Origin of the sequence: Bradyrhizobium sp. 134, assembly GCF_023074155.1 — a bacterium.
Taxonomy (GTDB): Bacteria; Pseudomonadota; Alphaproteobacteria; order Rhizobiales; family Xanthobacteraceae; genus Bradyrhizobium.
The window spans coordinates 388,098-406,736 of sequence record NZ_JADPKX010000074.1 but is presented as its reverse complement, the minus strand read 5'-3'; the positions used below and the strand labels follow the sequence as shown (position 1 = coordinate 406,736).

Sequence of the window (18,639 nt, the reverse complement as noted above, 5' to 3'; positions counted from 1 at the left end):
TGTGCGCCGCCTCCTTCGATCGGAGGACGATTGGCGTCGCCCGTTCGCAGTATGGAATCGCTCGACATTCCTGCAGCGACCCAAGGCCCGACATGCGACGTTCATCGACCCGCCGAATGATTGCCGCCCTGCGGTGTGGCACGGCAATTTTGGCCGGACTGGCTCTCGTAGCACCCGCGAAGGCCGCAGACATCGCGCCAAAACCATACACGAAGGCGCCGCCGCTGGCGGCCTCGTCCTGGACCGGCTTCTACGCCGGGCTCGGCCTCGGCTTTCGATCGATCAGCGCCGATCTCACCACCACATCAGTGCTGCAAGACGGCGTTCCCCGCGACTTGACCGGCGCTGTGCTGACCCAGCCGTTCGACGGTGCCGGCTTTCGCGTCAATCCCTATGCCGGCTTCAACTGGCAGGTGGCACCCAGCTGGGTCGTCGGCATCGAAGGCGATGTCGGCTTCGGGGACAAGACCACGGCACTTCCCGGGTTTCGCGCCTCGCCCTGGGCCGGCTCGTCCACCTTCGGGATCGACAGCGTTTCAGTCAAAGCCGGTTGGGACGCGAGCCTACGCGGCCGCGCCGGTTATCTGCTGACGCCGGCGACGCTGGTCTATGCCACCGGCGGCCTCGCCTGGCAGCACTATGACGTCACCTTGATCTGCGTCAGCGCCAGCTGTGCCAGCAACGGCCTGGCACCCAATTTGATCTCGAATTCCACGACCAGGACCGGCTGGACTTTAGGTGCCGGCATCGAGACCGCGCTGTGGGGCAACTGGCTCGTGCGCGCCGACTATCGCTACGCGGATTTCGGCGCTGCGCCGTTCAATTTCACGCGCACGGCGACTGCAGGGCCGGCGCTCACGGTCGACAATTTCGACGCGAGCTTGCGGACGCACACCGCAAGCGTCGGCCTCGCCTGGAAGTTCGGCGAGCCCGTCACCGGCGGCCGTTCGCATCCGCTGGCTGCGCAGGCCGCGATCCTGCCGTCCTGGACCGCCGCGTATGTGGGCTTGGGTCTAGGTGCGCGCGCCACGCGCACCGATCTCATCACGACGTCCGAATCGCGTGCCGGCTTCCCCGAGGATCTGACGCGTCGCGCCAACATTCGCCCGATGGACAACACCGCGTTCCGCGTCAACCCCTATGCCGGCTATCTCTGGCAGTTCGCCCCGCAATGGACCGCGGGCGTCGAAGGCGATTTTGGCTTTGCCGACAGCACCACCACGCGCGAAGGCTTCACCAACATATCGCTCGCCGATTTCCAGTCGCGCGGCGGGAGCACGGCGGTCCGCGCCAAATGGGACGCCAGCCTGCGGGGCCGGCTTGGCTATCTCGTGACACCGCGGACGCTGCTCTACGCGACCGGCGGCGTGGCCTGGCAGAATGTTCAGCTGACCTCGACCTGCGTCAGCGTCACCTGCAGCGTTTTCGGGTTGACGCCGGCGATCATCACGGGATCGACCACAAAAGCAGGGTGGACAGCCGGCGCCGGCATCGAAACCGCGCTCTTCGGCCATTGGCTGGCGCGTGCCGAATACCGCTATGCCGACTACGGCAGTTCGTCCTTCACGGTCGCGAGATCCGCCACCGACGCCAGCCGCAATCCCACCGTCAACACCTATGACGTGACGATGCGAACGCATCTGGCGACGTTCGGGGTGACGTATCGGTTTGATTGAGAAGAGCGACAGCCGCTTGCTGTGATCCCGCGGCGCTGGTTTGTCCCCGACAACGCCGCCTGAAATCGCTACACTCTGCATCCTGGTGACGTCAGCAGGATGGGATCCCATGGCGAAAGAGTTGGAAGGCAAGGTTGCGGCCGTGACCGGGGCTGCGTCGGGCATCGGATTGGCCAGCACCGAGGCGATGCTGGCCGCGGGCGCGCGCGTGGTGATGGTCGATCGCGACGAGGCCGCGCTGAAGGCGCTCTGCGACAAGCACGGCGACGCAGTGATGCCGCTGCTGGTCGACCTGCTCGACCCAAAAGACTGCGCAAGGCTGCTGCCGCGCGTTCTGGAGCAGGCCGGTCAGCTCGACATCCTGCATGCGAATGCCGGCACGTATGTCGGTGGCGATCTGGTCGATGCCGACACCATGGCGATCGACCGGATGCTGAACCTGAATGTCAACGTCGTGATGAAAAACGTGCACGACGTGCTGCCGCATATGATCGCGCGCGGGACCGGCGACATCATCGTCACGAGCTCGCTGGCGGCGCATTTTCCGACGCCATGGGAGCCGGTCTATGCGTCGTCGAAATGGGCGATCAACTGCTTCGTCCAGACGGTGCGGCGCCAGGTCTTCAAGCACGGCATCCGCGTCGGCTCGATCTCGCCCGGCCCGGTCGTCAGCGCGCTGCTCGCGGACTGGCCGCCGGAGAAGCTGAAGGAAGCGAGGGACTCGGGAAGTCTGCTGGAGGCCAGCGACGTGGCTGAGGTCGTGATGTTCATGTTGACGCGGCCGCGCGGCATGACAATTCGTGACGTGGTGATGCTGCCGACCAATTTCGATCTTTAGAGCGCTGCGGGTTACGCTTCGCTAACTGCCCTGCGAACCCTTCGATGCGGCGGTGAAAACCGCCAATTGAGCGTCGAAAGCGCGCCTGAAGGCCGGCCGCGCTTCGCCGCGGGCGACATAGGCGGCGATATCTGGATGTTCGTTCAGCAGGCCTGATGCGTTCAACCGGCGCAGCACCGTCACCATCATGAGATCGCCGGCGCTGAACGCGCCGTCGAGCCAGTCGGCATCGCCGAGGCGGCGGGACAATTCGCCGAGCCTGACACGGACGCGATCCTGCAGCATGGGCAGCCGCTCCACGTACCAGCTCTTGTCGCGCTCGAACAGCATGGCCATCCCGAGCTCGACGATCGGCGGCTCCAGCGTGCTCAGCGCGGCAAACATCCACGCGATCGCGCGTGCCCGGGCGTTCGGCTCGGTCGGCAGCAGCCCGGCATGACGCTCGGCGATATGGAGCACGATCGCGCCGGACTCGAACAAGGCGAGATCGCCGTCCTCATAGGTCGGAATCTGCCCGAACGGATGCAGGGCGAGATGGGCGGGCGCCTTCATGTCCTCGAACGAAACCAGACGCACGTCGTGGGGCTGGCTGACCTCCTCGAGCGCCCAGCGTACCCGCATGTCGCGAGCTTGTCCGCGGCCACGGTCGGGTGAGCTTTGGAAGGCGGTGATGGTGGGGGGCATGGGAGGTCTCCATTCGTCGTCATTGCGAGCGCAGCGAAGCAATCCAGACTGGCGCCGGGGAGACGGTCTGGATTGTTTCGTCGCAAGGGCTCCTCGCAATGACGGGGTTTGTGGCAGCGCGCCCCTCACAGATCACGATGCCAGCGAGGTGTTCGGTTCAGCGCTTTGCGTCCAGAGGACGAACGACCGGCGCGGATTCCGACAGATTATCTCTTTTTTTGCTCGCGCACTGTCGGGGTTGAAAAATTCCACGTCTCATGTCGGAACGTCCCTCGCAGCCTCGTCCTTGGAACACCGGGCGCCCTGCCGCGCGTCCAGCCCGAGGCAAAAGGATATCCGTTCATGACTTCCATCACGCCGTTTCTCTGGTTCGACAACAACGTGCCGGAGGCCGTCGCCTTCTACAAATCGGTGTTTCCCAACGCCAAGGTCGAGACTGTCAGCCACTTCATGGCGGTGTTCGAGCTCGAAGGCCAGCGCTTCAACGCGCTCAATGGCGGGCCGCAATACAAGTTCAACGAGGCGGTGTCGTTCTTCATCAGCGTGGAGACGCAGGCGGAAGTCGATTATTTCTGGAACAGGCTCACCGCCGACGGCGGCGAGGAATCCCGCTGCGGCTGGCTCAAGGACAAGTTTGGGCTCTCCTGGCAGGTGATTCCATCAGCGCTCGGCCGCTACCTCGGCGACCCCGACCGCAGCAAGGCGAACCGCGTCATGCAGGCGATGATGCAGATGAGAAAGATCGTGATTGCGGATCTGGACAGGGCGTATGCGGGGTGAGGGGCTGAAGGATGTAGTTTGCAGACGCGAGGTGGTGGGTTACGCTGCGCTCACCCACCCCGCGAACCCCAGGTCCGAGACCTGCCCATGCTGGATAGTTTCGTATGGCCCGAGCCGGACGGGGCTCCCGACGAGATACTGTTCCGCAACGTTCGGGAACACGGCTGCCATCTGATGGGCATCGCCGCTGCGGCGCAGACCCCGGCTTATGTTTTCTCGATTGGCCTCTACCTCAACTACGCGCACGCCGAACTGGTCTTGTTCGGGCTCGACCCCAAAGACGCTTACGCCGTCATCAACGCCGTTCGCGACCGAGCCGCAGCGGGACGGCGCTACGTCGCGGGCGACGTCTGCGACGACCTTCCGCTCGAGCGTAAGGTCTGCTTCGTCGAGGTGCCGCTCAGGGCCTACGAAGCCTATCTCGGCACGGCGATCTGGTTCTATGCAAGATTGCTGCGGCCGTTTCCCTGCCTTCAGATCGTATGGCCGGATCGCGAGGGACGGTTTCCTTGGGAAGCGGGGTACGATGTGAGTCTCAAAACGCATCAACCGGTGTTGAGATCGTTTTCCTGAAGCTTGCCGATCCACTCGGCCAAATCGTGCCACGGCTCCAATGTCCAGTGCCCGGACGCAGCGCCAGACGGCGAGGGCAGCACGAACATTTCGGGCAAACTCTCATCCAGCTGCTGCCGCCCCAGCGCAATCACGCTCGACGGCCTGCCATAAAACAAGCTCGCAGCCTTCTTGCTCGTGAACGCAATCGTCCGTGGCCGAAACTTCTCGATCTTGGCCTTAAATCCCGGCACGTCGATCGTGTCAGCCGCGATCTGGTGATCCATCCCGGCGCCCGACTTGGACAGGTCGGTGAAGCCGATCCCGAGCTCGATCAGCGACGCAAACTCGCTGGGTTGATAGCGCCGCGGCGTGATCCCGGCCTCATGGATCGCACGCCAGAAGCGGTTGCCGGGATGGGCGTAGTAGTGCCCGAGCTCGGCCGAGCGCGTGCTGGCGGCGGTGCCGACGAAGACGAGGCGGAGATTGGGGCGGAGTTGATCCGGGAGGCGGTGGGGGAATGTATCGGGCACGTCAATTATCCGCGGCTGTAGCCCGCATGAGCGGAGCGATATGCGGGATGGCAAAGACCCGGACGTCGCTGCGCTCATCCGGGCTACGCTTGCTGGCGTTAGTCCGATTTGCGCGTCACACGCACCGCCCGAGCCGCTTCTAGTTCATAAATTCCGGTGGTGCAGTGTCCTGTCAGAAGATCGAGGCTGAATGATATCCAAGAGTCTCCAATGGGAGATCATGCCTCGCCGGTGAGCATGGTTTCTTGAACATTTATCTTGCGGAAGCCATCCCACGAAATCTGCGGACTATTCCATCGCAAATTATCCGACCGAACTGCGCTGAAATCGACCGACCCTTGGAAAACGACTAATCCAAGAGCCGGTACGGCAATTGCACGCGCAGTGTCACTTGCAATGCGATCTCGAATGGCGTGGTGTTCCGGATCGATAATGCAAGTATCGCCGCGAGCGACAACGATCACGTCTCTTCCGTTGGGATGATCGAGCACAGTGGTGTAATCGAAGATGCCTCCCACGAAATTGCCGATCCATGGATCGGAATCGTTGGGATAGAAGCGGACTACCAAACCTTCCCGAAATTCGCGCTCACCGCGCCCGGTTAAAGAGATGGCCGGAGGTCCGTACGGTGGTAGTCCTGGTAGTATTTCAAACCGCATGGGCTGTTCGTATTGCGTTTCCAACTTTGGGGGCGACGACCGTCGCCCCCAGAATTCGCACGGGCGCCCCTCACAACACCCGATTACTCTCCTTCACCTTCTCCGCATCCAGGTACAAGTTCTCGCCCATCTCCTTGAACTTCGCGCTCATCTGCTTCATGCCGTCTTCGGCCGTCCCGCTCATCGACATCCCCACGCCGTTGGGATCGTTCAGCGTCGCCGCATAGTCCCGCACGTCCTGCGTGATCTTCATCGAGCAGAATTTTGGACCGCACATCGAGCAGAAATGCGCGACCTTGTGGGCTTCCTTCGGCAGGGTCTCGTCGTGGAAGTTCTTTGCGGTCTCGGGATCGAGGCCGAGGTTGAACTGGTCGCTCCAGCGGAAGTCGAAACGGGCGCGGGACAGCGCGTCGTCGCGCAGCTGGGCGGCCGGGTGACCCTTGGCCAGATCGGAGGCGTGGGCGGCGATCTTGTAGGTGATGACGCCGACCTTGACGTCGTTGCGGTCGGGTAGCCCAAGATGCTCCTTTGGCGTGACGTAGCAGAGCATGGCGCAGCCGAACCAGCCGATCATGGCCGCGCCGATGCCTGAGGTGATGTGGTCGTAGCCCGGCGCGATGTCGGTGGTCAGGGGCCCGAGGGTGTAGAACGGCGCTTCGCCGCACTCCTTGAGCTGCTTGTCCATGTTGATCTTGATCTTGTGCATCGGCACGTGGCCGGGGCCTTCGATCATGACCTGGCAGCCCTTGTCCCACGCGATCTTCGTGAGTTCTCCGAGCGTCTCCAGTTCGGCGAACTGCGCGCGGTCGTTGGCGTCGGCGATCGAGCCCGGACGCAGGCCGTCGCCGAGCGAGAACGAGACGTCATACTTGCGCATGAGGTCGCAGATCTCGTCGAAATGGGTGTAGAGGAAGCTTTCCTTGTGATGCGCCAGGCACCACTTCGCCATAATGGAACCACCACGAGAAACAATGCCGGTGACGCGGCTGGCGGTGAGGTGGATGTATTGCAGGCGCACGCCGGCGTGGATGGTGAAATAGTCGACGCCCTGCTCGCACTGCTCGATCAGCGTGTCCTTGTAGAGCTCCCAGGTCAGCTTGACCGGATCGCCGTCGCACTTCTCCAGCGCCTGGTAGATCGGAACGGTGCCGATCGGCACCGGCGCGTTGCGCAAAATCCACTCGCGGGTGGTGTGGATGTTGCGGCCCGTGGAGAGGTCCATCACGGTGTCGGCGCCCCAGCGGATCGCCCACACCATCTTCTCGACCTCTTCCTCGACCGACGACGTCACTGCCGAATTGCCGATATTGGCGTTGATCTTGGTCAGGAAGTTGCGGCCGATGATCATCGGCTCGAGTTCGCTGTGATTGATGTTGCAGGGGATGATGGCGCGGCCGCGCGCGATCTCGGAGCGGACGAACTCCGGGGTGATGAAGGCGGGGACTTCCGCGCCAAAGCTTTCGCCGTCGGCAAGGGCTGCTTCCGCACGCTCTAGCTGCTCCTTGCGGCCGAGGTTTTCGCGCGCGGCGACGTAGATCATCTCCTTGGTGATGATGCCGGCGCGGGCGAATTCGAGCTGCGTGATCTTGTGGCCGTCGAGGCCGCGCAGCGGCTGGTGATAGGCCGAGAAGGCGCGCGCGGCCTTGTCGGTGGAGACGCTGCCATTGTCCTCCGGCTTGATCTGCCGGCCCTGATATTCCTCGACGCCGCCGCGCTCCAGCACCCAGGCCTTGCGGCCGCGCGCGAGACCGGCGTTGACGTCGATGGTCACGCTCGGGTCGGTGTAGGGGCCGGAGGTGTCGTACACCGGCAGGTTCGGTTCGCCGGCGCCCTCAGAGAGGATGATCTCGCGCAAGGGCACGCGGATATCAGGCGCGGCGTCGGGCGAGGCGAAGATTTTTCGCGACGAGGGCAGCGGGCCGGTGGTGACGGCGGGGACGGTCTTGTCGGGGTTGGAGCGGATGTTCATGGGATCCTCCTTGAGTTCGTTGATGTCGTTGCGCGTGCGTCAATTGCGACTGTCATCCCCGCGAAGGCGGGGATCCAGTACTCCGAGACGGTGCGGCTCAAGCCGAGAAGCCGCGGCGTACTGGATCGCCCGGTCAAGCCGGGCGATGACGACGGAGTGTGTGGATGGCCTGGGAGGTGAAGCATCACGCGGCCTCCTTGGACAGGCCGAGCCATTGCCGCACCCGCGCATCCGGGTCGGCATTCTGGGTGATGTCTGAAACAACGGCGATGGAATTTGCGCCCGCGGCAAAGATCTCCGCGGCGTGCTCGAACTTGATGCCGCCGATCGCGACCAGCGGGATATTGCCGATGCGCTTTTTCCATTCCGTGATCTTCGGAATGCCCTGCGGCTCGAAGCGCATCGACTTCAAGGTGGTGAAGAAGATCGGGCCCAGCGCGACATAGTCGGGCTCGGCGGCGAGCGCCGTTTCAAGCTCGTCCTCGTCATGGGTGGAGACGCCGAGCGACAGGCCGGCCTCGCGGATGGAGTTGAGGTCCGCGTCGGCAAGGTCCTCCTGGCCGAGATGCAGGTACTTTGCACCCGCGACAATCGCCGCGCGCCAATAATCGTTGACGACGAGTTTTGCTTGCGTGCCCGCGGTGATCGCGAGCGCATCGGTGACCATCTGGAGCGACTGCGAATCGTCGAGGTCTTTCGCACGCAGCTGGATGGTGCCGACGCCGAGTTTCGTCAGGCGCTCGACCCAGGCGAGGCTGTCGACGACGGGATAAAAGCGATCAGGATACGGCATGCCAGAACGGGGTCCCAACAACAGGGGTGGAAGGGGAGGCGAAATCGCGGGCGTTCATCAGCCCGGCCTCAAAAGCGGTGCGGCCGGCCTCGATACCGAGGCGGAAGGCGTTGGCCATGGCGACGGGATCGGCCGCCTTGGCGATGGCCGTGTTGAGCAGCACGGCGTCGTAGCCGAGCTCGAGCGCTTCGGCCGCATGCGACGGCGCGCCGATGCCGGCATCGACCACCAGCGTGATATCGGGCAGCCGCTCGCGCATCAGCTTGAGCGCGTCGCGGTTGGTGATGCCTTTCGCACTGCCGATGGGCGCGGCCCACGGCATCACCACCTTGCAGCCGGCATCGACCAGGCGGTTCGCGACCGAAAGATCCTCGGTGCAATAGGGGAACACCTCAAAGCCATCCTTGATCAGGAGGCTTGCTGCTTCCACGAGTCCGACCACATCGGGTTGCAGCGTGTCGTTATCGGCGATGACTTCGAGCTTGATCCAGCTCGTGCCAAACAATTCGCGTGCGAGCTTGGCGGTGGTCACTGCCTCGCGCACGCTGCGGCAGCCGGCGGTGTTCGGCAGCACGGTGACGTCGAGCTCGCGGATCAGATTCCAGAACGCATCGCCGGTCTTGCCGCCGGCGGATTCGCGCCGCAGCGACACCGTGACGATGTTCGAGCCGGAGGCGCGGATCGCCGACTGCATGATCGCAGGCGAGGGATAGAGCGCGCTGCCGATGAGGAGGCGGGAGGGGAAGGTCTTGCCGTAGAAGGTCACCATGTCGGTGTCTCCTCGATTGACGCAGTCATCCCCGCGAAGGCGGGGATCCAGTACGCCGCGGCCGTGCGGCTGGAGCCGAGACGCCGCGGCGTACTGGATCGCCCGGTCAAGCCGGGCGATGACGGCGGAGTGTTTGGCGAGCGCACCATCTTCACCCTCCCTGCCGCGGCGTGATGATCTCGATCTCGTCGCCGGCCTTCAGCGCCGTCTCGGCCCAGCGGCTCTTCGGCACGACGTCGTAGTTGAGCGCGATCGCGAAATGGGTGCCTTCGTAGTCGAGCTCGCTGAGCAGCGCGTCGACGCTGGCCGAATTCACCTCGCGTTGCTCGCCGTTCACGATCACGCGCATTGCATCACCTCATTGTCGATCTGGCCGCGCTCGACAAAGCTCAGCGTCAGCTCGGCCAGAACAGGCGCGATCAGGAAGCCGTGGCGGTAGAGGCCGTTCACGCTGATCGTGCCGTCACGGATGCCGATGCGCGGCAGATTGTCGGGAAAGGCGGGGCGCAGGCCGGAGCCGAATTCGACGATACGGGCCTCGCCGAAGGCGGGATGAACGGCATAGGCCGCGCCCAACAGCTCCAGTGCCGAGCGCACGCTGACGCCGGTGTCCTCGGCCTCGATCGAGGTCGCGCCCAACATGAACAGATTGTCCTCGCGCGGGATCACATAGAGCGGCCAGCGCGGATGGATCAGCCGCACCGGGCGCGCGAGCTGCACCTCGGCGGTCTCGATCAGGATCATCTCGCCCTTGACGCCGCGAAGCTCCGGCTGCTCGTCGCGCGCAGAAAGGCCGCGGCAGTCGATCACGATGCCGTCGAGGCCTTGCAGATCCTGGGCGGTGACGTCGCTGTCGAACTTGATGGTGCCGCCGGCCGCAACGATGCGCTCGTGCAGTTTCGGCAGCACGCGGCGCGGCTCGACATGGCCCTCGGTCGGGAAGAACAGCGCGTCGCGGAAGCGGCCTTCGAGCGACGGCTCGAGCTCCGCAAGGCCGGCGGCATCGAGCCGGCGATGGCCTTCGGTCATCCGGGCGAAACGCTCGAAGTCGTTGCGCTCGCGCGGGTGGGCGACGACCAGCGAGCCGTTGAAAGGCGTGTCGGGCAGCTCGCGCCGCCAGATGTCGAGCGAGCGCAGGCCGAGGCGGCTGATGATGGGTTCGGAGACTTCCGCCTCGCAATAGGGCGCGAGCATGCCGCCGGCCCAATGGCTGGTGGCATCGGTCATGTCGGCGTCACCGCGCTCGTGCAGGGTGACGGCGTGTCCGGCCTGCGCGAACAGCAAGGCCTGCCAGGCGCCCGCAATGCCTGCGCCGATGATGGATACCGGGGAATCCGGTCGCTTGGTCGTCTGCAACATCCCTGTCCCTTCGCCGGCATGACCCGGATCAGGTTCAAAGGGTCACCGCGGTCCTGGGCGGATTTGCCCATTTAGCGGTATCTCAGCTCCTCCTCGGAGCACCCCTCGGAACGGCTCTAATGTATGCCAGCAGGGCTGGGTGGTCAACGCGCTTGGTGCGAACCGCGCTTACCTGGGCGCCTGCGCCCGGGCGTTGCGGACGCGCTGGGCGAGCTTCCGGTGCGGGACGCTGCCGAACATCGGCTGCGGATTGCCGTTTGGCTCGAGCCAAGGGGCGCCCATATTGGCCTCGCCCATGTTGGCGACCTGCACGGCCTCCTGCCGTTGCCGCTTTGCGGCGTAGTAATAGCCACCGGCGAAATAGCGAACGGCCCGGGCGTGATCGCCATTGGCGGCGTGATAGGCGCCGGCGAGATATTTCACGGCATAGGTGAGGTTGGTGTTGGGATCGCGCAGGCCGGCGGCGTCGCCGGTGTAACCGACCCCGCGGGCGGTCGCGAGCTTGATCTGCATCAGCCCGATGGTGCCGCCATGGCCGACCAGGCCGGGCTGGTAGCGGCTTTCGCGCATGATGACGCGATGCACCAGCGCCTCCGGCACGCCGTTGGCGCGCGCATGGGCCGCGACCATCTCGGCGTACTCCGCCTGGCCCGCGAATGCGGCCTGCGGCAACGTCAGTCCGGCCGCGAGCAGCGCGGCGACATGTAAAATTTTCATCAGATTTCCCGGAGGTCCCTGAGACTGATTGAAGGCCTGCGCCCGGCTGCCGTTTAGGCCTCCCGAACGCGGCGATGATGTGACCAAACGCCGCCGCTAATTTTTTGGCGGCGTCGAGCCGCAGTGACGACTCAATGCTGGCGCCAGAGTTCCCTCAGGCGGACAAACTCGCGACAGCAGGCCTGTCTATTCGCATGGGCGGACGAAAGCGAGTATGTCACGGCCAGCGAATCGGGAGAGGTGCCATGACAAAATCAACCATGGTCAAAGCCCACAGTGGCGACATGTCAGAACACGATTTGCCCAGAAACAACCCGTGTGCCCAATGCGGCACGCTGATCCCGAGGCCCGACTGGATCGAGCCGGGCGAAGGGCGCGTCTCCTATCTCTGGATGTGCCACGCCTGCAATTATCGCTTCGAGGCGATTGCGATCTTCGACGAGGCCGCCCTCGAGCACCCGCCGCTCGCGGCCTGAGTTTTGTTCTTCGGGCATGATCTTTGGGGCATGATCTCCGCGCAAACGCGTTCCGAGTTTGTCGCGAGGGAAAACCGCTGCACAGTTTTCCGGATCTCGCCCCATATGCGATCGCGCGCGCCGCGTGATCGTCGAGGGGAATCGTGCGCTGCAAAATGTTCCTGAGTGACTTAGGAACAAACGCACGCGGCTTCGATACTCGCGCAGCACGCGACGAAATTGCAGCACGCGCGGAACTGGGACTGATCCGAGCTGTTTTCTCCGCACGAGTTTTCTGCTGAAGGAGAGGACAATATGTTGATGAAATCGATCGCGGCCGGTCTCGCCGGTACCGCACTGCTCGCAACCGTTGCGTTCGCGCAAAATCCGACCGCCACCACCGACAAGGCGCCGGCTGCCGCCGCCTCGACGACCACCACGACCGCGTCGGGACAGTGGCGTACGTCCAAGATGGACGGCATCAAGGTCTATAACGACGCCAACGAGAACATCGGCTCGATCAACGATCTGCTGATGGACAAGAGCGGCAACATCAAGATCGCCGTGATCGGCGTCGGCGGCTTTCTCGGCCTGGGCGAGCATCTGGTTGCCGTGCCCTATGAGAAGCTGAAGTTCGTCAACGAGGCCGTCGCCTACACCGGTGCTGCCGGGAACAACCCGAACAGCGCAGCCAACCGGCCCGCGGCGACCACCACGACGGGTGCCGCGACCGGCACCGACAACAAGCCCGCGACGACAACGACCGCCACGTCCTCGTCGAAATGGTATCCGGACCACGCCGTGTTCAATGCGAGCAAGGATGAGCTGAAGAACATGCCCGAGTTCAAGTACTCGGAGTAACGCGGCTCTGAACTGCTAAACGAAGCACGCCCGGTTTTTGCCGGGCGCGCTGTCGTGTGTTTTTTCGCCTCCGGTCACTGCGAGGTGCTGTCATTGCGAGGAGCTCTTGCGACGAAGCAATCCAGGCTGCCACCGCGGAAGCATTTCTGCTTCGCTCGCAATGACGGAGAATGCCCCTAGTTTCCCTTCACCAGCGGGCAGCCGCCCTTGTCCAGCGGACGGAAGGCTTCGTCGCCGGGCACGGTGGCGATCAGCTTGTAGAGGTCCCACTCGCCCTTGGAGTCCTCGGGCTTCTTGACCTCGAACAGATACATGTCGTGGACCATGCGGCCGTCGATGCGGATCTTGCCGTTCTTGGCGAAGAAGTCGTTGACCGGCGTTTTGCGCATCTGCTCCATCACCTTCGGTGCCTCGTCGGTCTTGATGGCGTCGATCGCCTTCAAATAATGCATGGTCGCCGAATAGAGCCCCGCCTGGATCATGGTCGGCATGTGGCCGACCTTCTCGTTGAAACGCTTGGAGAACGCGCGCGTCTCCTCGTTGGTGTCCCAGTAGAACGCGTCGGTGATGATCAGGCCTTGCGTCGACTTGATGCCGAGCGAATGAACGTCGGTGATCTCCATAAGCAAGGCGATCATCTTCTGGCCGCCCTGTACCAGGCCGAACTCGGCCGCCTGTTTCAGCGCATTGGTGGTGTCGCCGCCGGCATTGGCCAGCGCGACCACCTTGGCCTTGGAAGCCTGGGCCTGGAGCAGGAACGAGGAGAAGTCCGACGAGTTGAGCGGATGGCGGACCTCGCCGAGCACCTTGCCGCCGCTCTCCTTGACGACGTTGGCGGCGTCGCGCTGCAGCGCCATGCCGAAGGCGTAGTCGGCGGTGACGAAGAACCAGGTGTCCTCGCCGCGCTTGACCATGGCCTTGCCGGCGACGTTCGACAGCGCATAGGTGTCGTAGGTCCAGTGCACCGTGTTGGGCGAGCAGGCGACGCCCGTGATATCGGATGAGCCGCCGCCGGAATTGATGTGGATCTTGTTCTTCTCGCGCGTCAGCGCCGAGATCGGCAGCGCCACCGACGAGGTCGGCACGTCGAAGATCGCGTCGACCTTGTCGTTGTCGTACCAGTTGCGGGCGATGTTGACGCCGACGTCGGGCTTGTTCTGGTGATCGGCGGAGACCACTGCGACAGGCTTGCCCGCGACCTTGGCGCCGTAATCGGCGACCGCCATCTCGACGGCAGCGAGCGAGCCTTTGCCGGTCGCGTCCGCATAGAGGCTCGACATGTCCGTGAGCACGCCGATCTTGACGACGTCGTCGGAAATCTGCGCCTGGGCGGCGCCTGACGTGGCGGCGAGAGCGAGTCCGGCCGCGACCGCGGCGATGAGTTTTTGCATTTTGTTTTTCTCCCTCAGCGTTGTTGTTTGGGCTTTGTTGCGGGAGCCGTTCTAACGACAATCGGTCGCGGGAGCAAAGCCCGGAATGCGCGAGGAGGGTTGAGAAATAAGCAGGGCGCTGCGGTGTTTTTGCCCTCTCCCCGCAAGCAGGGAGGGGGAGAAGTCTCACGCGCTGCTGCCCTTGAGCCGTTCGTTGCGTCGGCGCAAGCCTTCCAGGGTGGCGAGCAGGATGACCGAGACCGTCGTCAGGATCACCGCCGCGGCCGTGATGGTCGGGCTGATGTTCTCGCGGATGCCGCTGAACATCTCGCGCGGCAGGGTCCGCTGTTCCGGACCTGCCATGAACAGCACGATCACCACCTCGTCGAAGCTGGTCGCGAAGGCGAACAGCGCCCCCGATGCCACGCCGGGCAGGATCAGCGGCAGGATCACGCGGCGGAACGCGTCGAGCGGCGAGGCACCGAGCGAGGCGGCGGCGCGCGCCAGATTGGTGTCGAAGCTCTGCAGCGTCGCGCCGACCGTGATCACGACGAAGGGCGTCGCCAGCGCGGTGTGGGCCAGGATCAAGCCGAGATAGCTGCCGGTCAGTCCGATCGGCGCGAAGAAGAAATACAGGCCAACCGCGGTGATGACCCCGGGCACGACGACCGGCGATAGCACGAAGGCCAGCACGAGCGGCTTGAACCGGCTCTTCCACTGCGCCAGCCCCAGCGCCGCCAGCGTGCCAAGCACCATCGACAGCAGGGTCGAGGCCACACCAATGATCATGCTGTTCTTCAGCGAATTCATCCAGCGCGGCGAATTGATGAAGTCGTCATACCAGCGCAGGGAGAGGCCCGGCAGCGGATAGGTGAGGTACGAGCCCGAGCTGAAGGACAGCGGCATGATCGCAAGGATCGGCGCGATCAGGAAGATGAACACCAGCGTGGAGATCACGATGGTCGCGGTCCACGCGATACGCTGGCTCGGTGTGCGGATGGAGGAACTGTCGCTCAATTCTTCATCCCTCCCGTGACCTGCTGTCCCTGCACCAGCTTTCCATAGACGAGCGCGAGCAGAACAGTAGCGAGCAGCAGCACCGCACCCAGTGCCGACGCAAGGCCCCAATTGGCCGTCTCGGTGGTGTAGAGCGCGATGAAGTAGCTGATCATTTGATCGGCGGCGCCGCCGACGAGTGCCGGCGTGATGTAATAGCCGAGCGCCAGGATGAAGACGAGCAGGCTTCCCGCGCCGATGCCGGGCAGGGTTTGAGGCAGGTAGATCCGCAGGAAGGCGGTGAGGGGTGGTGCACCGAGCGAGGCGGCGGCACGCATGTAAGCAGGCGAGATTGCCTTCATGCTGCTGTACAGCGGCAGGATCATGAACGGCAGGAGGACGTGGGTCATGGCCACGCAGACACCGAAGCGGTTGTAGATCAGGCGCAACGGCGCATCGATGAAGCCAAGCCAGAGCAGGCTGTCGTTCACGACGCCTTTGCCCTGCAACAGAACGATCCAGGCGCAGGTGCGGACCAGCAGCGACGTCCAGAACGGCAGCAGGACGAAGATCATCAGCAGGTTCGACCGGCCGGGCGGCAGCGCCGCCAGCAGGTAGGCGACCGGGAAGCCGAGGATCAGGCAAAGTGCCGTGACGCTGAGGCTGATGAGGAAGGTGCGGGCGAACACGTCGCGGTAGATGGCCTGATCCGGCGGGGCTGCGATAATCGCGCCGTCCGCGTTCCGCGTCAGATCGAGCGCCGACAAAAGGTAGAAGCCAGTCATGGGACCACTGGCATCCTTGATCGTGGTCCAGGTGGCGCGTTCGCGCCAGGCCGGGTTGATCTTGCCGAGCGTCTCCCTGGCCGTGCCGGGCTCGGGCGCAGTCTTCAGGTTGCGTGCGGTGGTGGTCAGGATCGTGCGGAAGCCGTTCAGTGCGTAATTGAGCCGCTTGGCCGCAATCGCAATGGTGCCGGAAGCGCGCGCCGCCATGATGTCGCCCGCCAGCGCCGCGTAGGCCTTTTCGTCCGGCAGATCCCTGCCGTCCCAACTGGCGAGAGCCGCGATGGTCTGAGGCAGAACCAGACGCACCTCCCGGTCATCGACGGCGCGCCACAGCATGCCGGCGATGGGCCCAGCGAAGGTGAAGAGCAGGAAGACGAGAAGCGGCAGAATGAGTGCCAGCGCCTTGATCTGGCGCGCGCGCTCCGCCCGCCGCAATCGGCGCTTGAGCGGCACCTCGGTCGACGCATCGGCGCCGGTCAAGAGCGCATCCGTCATTCGTGTTACCTTCGGTCGAGCCCTGCGGGCGCGCTATTTCGCGGCCCATTTGTTGAAGCGCTCGGTCAGGCGGTCGATGTTCTCAAGCCAGAAGGCAACGTTGATCTCGACCGCATTCTTGATGTTGTCAGGCGCTGTCGGCAGGTCCTTCAGAACGGCAGGCGCGAGCAGGGCGGCTGCGTCCTTGTTCGAGGTGCCATAGGCAATGTTCTCCGACAGTTTCGACTGGTTCTCCGCTTTGCCGACGAAGTCCAGGAACTTGTAGGCCGCGTCCTTGTTCGGGCTGCCTTTCAGGATCACCCAAGTGTCGATGGTGAAGAGGGCTCCGTCCCACACCATGCCGAAATTCTTCTTCTCGTTCTTGTTCGCGGTGTCGATGCGGCCATTGTAGACCGAGGTCATCGCCACCTCGCCCGAGGCGAGCAATTGCGGCGGCTGGGCGCCGGCCTTCCACCAGACGATGTCGCCCTTGATGGTGTCCAGCTTCTTGAACGCGCGCTCGATGCCCTCGTCGGTCGCCAGCACCTTGTAGACGTCCTTTGGCGCGACGCCGTCGGCCATGAGGGCGATCTCCAGCGTCGTCTTCGGACCCTGACGCAGGGCACGCTTGCCCGGGATCTTTTTGGTGTCGAAGAAGTCGGTCCAGCCCTTCGGGGCCTCCTTGAGCTTGTCCTTGTCGTAGCCGAGAACGAAATCGTAGAGGATGGCGCCGACGCCGCAAGCGTTGACCGACGGCGGGATATAGGCGGCCTCGCCGCCGATCTTCGAATAATCGAGCTTTTCGAACAGGCCTTCCTCGCAGCCGACCGCCAGTTCGTCGCTCTCGACCTGAACGACGTCCCAGGTGGCGGCACCACCCTGCACCTTGGCGCGCAACACGCCGACGCCGCCGTCCCAGGACTCGTCGTTCATGGGCACACCGGCCGCTTTCTTGAACGGCTCGAAATAGACCTTCTTCTGGGCATCCTGATACGCGCCGCCCCACGACACGACGGTGAGGTCACGCGCCTGCGCGACCGTGGCCAGCGCCGCGCTGGCGGTGAGTGCCGCGGCGAACCCCAGGACAATCTTGCGCTTCAGCATGGTCTTTGTTCCTTCTTCTTCACGTGACTTGCGTTGAGCTTGGTCGGTGCAGGCCCGCCCGCGTTGGCGAGATGCTGCATGTTTGGATCAGACGGGATCGAGGGCCAGGCAGTCCTCCGGGCGGAAGGTGATGAACACGTCATCGCCGGGTGTAAGGCTGCCAGCTCTTACGTTGCCATGTCTAAGGCTGTCATGCGTCCCCGGCTGAAGCTTGACCATGAACTCCTTGTTGTCGGCTACGTCGAGCACGGCCAGCGCGTGGTCGCCGAGATAGATGGTGTTCTGCACCTTGGCTGGCAGTCGGTTGGGTTCGTCGCTGGAGGTGCCATCCGGGATAATGGCGATCCGCTCCGGCCGCACCGACAGCGAGGTCGATGCGCCCGTGCCCGATACGTTTACCGCGCGTGCGGTCACGGCGCCGCCGCCCGCCAGCGCAACGCGGCAATATTGTTTTTCGACCGTCTCGACGGTGCCGGACAGCACATTGTTCTCGCCGATGAAATGGGCGACGAAGCTGTTCACCGGATGCTCATACAGCGCGTCGGGCCTGTCGATCTGCTGCACGATGCCGTCGTTGAACACGGCGATGCGGTCCGACATCGTGAGCGCTTCACTTTGATCGTGGGTGACGTAGACGACGGTGATGCCCATCGTCTCGTGCAGTTGCTTGATCTCCAGTTGCATCTGCTCGCGCAGGCGCTTGTCCAGGGCGCCCAGCGGCTCGTCCATCAGCACGAGTTGCGGATTGAAAACCAGCGCGCGGGCCAGCGCCACGCGCTGCTGCTGGCCGCCGGATAGCTGCCCGGGCCGCCGCTGCGCCAGGGTTTCCATCTTGATCATGCGCAACGCCGCTCTCACGCGCTCCTGCGCTTCGGCCTTGTTCGTGTTGCGGACGGATAGCGGGAAGGCGATATTCTCCGCAATCGTCAGGTGCGGAAACAAGGCATAGTTCTGGAACACCATGCCGATGTCGCGCTTGTGTGGCGGCACGTTCTTGATCGGCCGGTCCGCGAGGTAGATCTCGCCCTGGGTCGGAACCTCGAAGCCGGCCAGCATCATCAGCGTGGTCGTCTTGCCCGATCCGGACGGGCCGAGCAGGGTGACGAACTCGCCCTTCCTGATGTCGAGATCGAGGTTCTTCACCACGAGGTGCTCGCCATCGTAGGTCTTTTGAATGCCGGAAAAGCGCACCAGTGCCGGCGCAGGGGGGACCGTGCCGGCTTCCATGTTGTCCTCGCGTTATCAGCTACGATGCTGTCAGGACC

Annotated in this window: 20 protein-coding genes and 1 riboswitch; of the genes, 6 read left to right on the top strand and 14 right to left on the bottom strand. The window is 63.9% G+C overall.

The features are described from left to right. Positions 1-116 precede the first annotated feature (116 nt). Together IVA75_RS32105 and IVA75_RS32100 are read left to right on the top strand one after the other, a co-directional pair. Entirely contained in the window at positions 117-1,676 is a 1,560-nt protein-coding gene (locus tag IVA75_RS32105) for an outer membrane beta-barrel protein (RefSeq protein WP_247287928.1), read from the top strand. Between the two features lie 109 nt (positions 1,677-1,785). Further along, on the top strand, positions 1,786-2,514 hold the full coding sequence (locus IVA75_RS32100) for an SDR family oxidoreductase (protein ID WP_247287929.1): 729 nt from the start codon (positions 1,786-1,788) through the stop codon (positions 2,512-2,514). Between the two features lie 21 nt (positions 2,515-2,535). On the opposite strand, the gene IVA75_RS32095 is transcribed toward IVA75_RS32100, so the two are convergent. Beyond that, positions 2,536-3,198: a glutathione S-transferase family protein gene (locus IVA75_RS32095; RefSeq protein WP_247287930.1), complete on the bottom strand. Its 663-nt coding sequence runs from the start codon at positions 3,196-3,198 to the stop codon at positions 2,536-2,538. Between the two features lie 342 nt (positions 3,199-3,540). Here IVA75_RS32095 and IVA75_RS32090 point away from each other — a divergent pair, with 342 nt between their 5' ends. Together IVA75_RS32090 and IVA75_RS32085 are read left to right on the top strand one after the other, a co-directional pair. Next, entirely contained in the window at positions 3,541-3,978 is a 438-nt protein-coding gene (locus IVA75_RS32090; protein ID WP_247287932.1) for a VOC family protein, read from the top strand. A gap of 87 nt (positions 3,979-4,065) precedes the next feature. Beyond that, complete coding sequence (locus IVA75_RS32085) at positions 4,066-4,551, top strand: DUF4262 domain-containing protein (RefSeq protein ID WP_247287934.1); 486 nt, start codon at positions 4,066-4,068, stop codon at positions 4,549-4,551. Here IVA75_RS32085 and IVA75_RS32080 read toward each other — a convergent pair. The 8 genes from IVA75_RS32080 to IVA75_RS32045 all read right to left on the bottom strand — a co-directional run bounded on the left by IVA75_RS32080 (position 4,524) and on the right by IVA75_RS32045 (position 11,329). Further along, complete coding sequence (locus IVA75_RS32080; RefSeq protein ID WP_247287935.1) at positions 4,524-5,063, bottom strand: mismatch-specific DNA-glycosylase; 540 nt, start codon at positions 5,061-5,063, stop codon at positions 4,524-4,526. The genes IVA75_RS32085 and IVA75_RS32080 overlap by 28 nt on opposite strands. A gap of 218 nt (positions 5,064-5,281) precedes the next feature. Continuing rightward, positions 5,282-5,722 (bottom strand): hypothetical protein, encoded by a 441-nt coding sequence (locus IVA75_RS32075; protein ID WP_247287936.1) that lies wholly within the window; start codon positions 5,720-5,722, stop codon positions 5,282-5,284. 70 nt (positions 5,723-5,792) lie between these two features. Beyond that, positions 5,793-7,691 carry a phosphomethylpyrimidine synthase ThiC gene (gene thiC, locus IVA75_RS32070; protein WP_247287937.1) on the bottom strand — a complete coding sequence of 633 codons (1,899 nt, stop codon included), beginning with the start codon at positions 7,689-7,691 and terminating at the stop codon, positions 5,793-5,795. A 184-nt stretch (positions 7,692-7,875) separates the two neighbouring features. Further along, positions 7,876-8,484 carry a thiamine phosphate synthase gene (locus IVA75_RS32065; protein ID WP_247287938.1) on the bottom strand — a complete coding sequence of 203 codons (609 nt, stop codon included), beginning with the start codon at positions 8,482-8,484 and terminating at the stop codon, positions 7,876-7,878. Continuing rightward, positions 8,471-9,253 carry a thiazole synthase gene (locus tag IVA75_RS32060; RefSeq protein ID WP_247287939.1) on the bottom strand — a complete coding sequence of 261 codons (783 nt, stop codon included), beginning with the start codon at positions 9,251-9,253 and terminating at the stop codon, positions 8,471-8,473. The genes IVA75_RS32065 and IVA75_RS32060 overlap by 14 nt, the downstream gene beginning before the upstream one ends. A 151-nt stretch (positions 9,254-9,404) precedes the next feature. Next, on the bottom strand, positions 9,405-9,602 hold the full coding sequence (gene thiS, locus IVA75_RS32055; RefSeq protein ID WP_135175802.1) for a sulfur carrier protein ThiS: 198 nt from the start codon (positions 9,600-9,602) through the stop codon (positions 9,405-9,407). Then, complete coding sequence (locus IVA75_RS32050; RefSeq protein ID WP_247287940.1) at positions 9,593-10,612, bottom strand: FAD-dependent oxidoreductase; 1,020 nt, start codon at positions 10,610-10,612, stop codon at positions 9,593-9,595. Before IVA75_RS32050 ends, thiS begins: the two co-directional genes overlap by 10 nt. Beyond that, positions 10,600-10,728, bottom strand: a riboswitch (TPP riboswitch). (Overlaps the previous gene by 13 nt.) 52 nt (positions 10,729-10,780) lie before the next feature. Further along, positions 10,781-11,329, bottom strand: coding sequence for a lytic transglycosylase domain-containing protein (locus tag IVA75_RS32045; protein WP_247287941.1), 549 nt, complete (start codon positions 11,327-11,329; stop codon positions 10,781-10,783). Between the two features lie 245 nt (positions 11,330-11,574). Between IVA75_RS32045 and IVA75_RS32040 the strand changes: the two genes are divergently transcribed. After that, positions 11,575-11,805 (top strand): hypothetical protein, encoded by a 231-nt coding sequence (locus IVA75_RS32040; RefSeq protein ID WP_247287942.1) that lies wholly within the window; start codon positions 11,575-11,577, stop codon positions 11,803-11,805. 294 nt (positions 11,806-12,099) lie between these two features. Then, positions 12,100-12,645: a PRC-barrel domain-containing protein gene (locus tag IVA75_RS32035; protein WP_027570651.1), complete on the top strand. Its 546-nt coding sequence runs from the start codon at positions 12,100-12,102 to the stop codon at positions 12,643-12,645. Positions 12,646-12,821: 176 nt separating this feature from the next. Here the strand turns inward: IVA75_RS32035 and IVA75_RS32030 are convergent, their stop codons facing one another. The 5 genes from IVA75_RS32030 to IVA75_RS32010 all read right to left on the bottom strand — a co-directional run bounded on the left by IVA75_RS32030 (position 12,822) and on the right by IVA75_RS32010 (position 18,601). Beyond that, positions 12,822-14,036, bottom strand: coding sequence for an ABC transporter substrate-binding protein (locus IVA75_RS32030; protein WP_247287943.1), 1,215 nt, complete (start codon positions 14,034-14,036; stop codon positions 12,822-12,824). 165 nt (positions 14,037-14,201) lie between these two features. Further along, entirely contained in the window at positions 14,202-15,032 is an 831-nt protein-coding gene (locus IVA75_RS32025) for an ABC transporter permease (RefSeq protein ID WP_247287945.1), read from the bottom strand. After that, the gene (locus tag IVA75_RS32020) at positions 15,029-16,291 is read right to left on the bottom strand and encodes an ABC transporter permease (protein WP_247287947.1); all 1,263 of its coding nucleotides are present in this window, start codon (positions 16,289-16,291) and stop codon (positions 15,029-15,031) included. Before IVA75_RS32020 ends, IVA75_RS32025 begins: the two co-directional genes overlap by 4 nt. A 33-nt stretch (positions 16,292-16,324) precedes the next feature. Then, the gene (locus tag IVA75_RS32015) at positions 16,325-17,374 is read right to left on the bottom strand and encodes an ABC transporter substrate-binding protein (RefSeq protein ID WP_247287949.1); all 1,050 of its coding nucleotides are present in this window, start codon (positions 17,372-17,374) and stop codon (positions 16,325-16,327) included. A gap of 87 nt (positions 17,375-17,461) precedes the next feature. After that, positions 17,462-18,601, bottom strand: a complete 1,140-nt coding sequence (locus tag IVA75_RS32010) for an ABC transporter ATP-binding protein (protein WP_247287951.1) — start codon at positions 18,599-18,601, stop codon at positions 17,462-17,464. Positions 18,602-18,639: the final 38 nt, after the last annotated feature.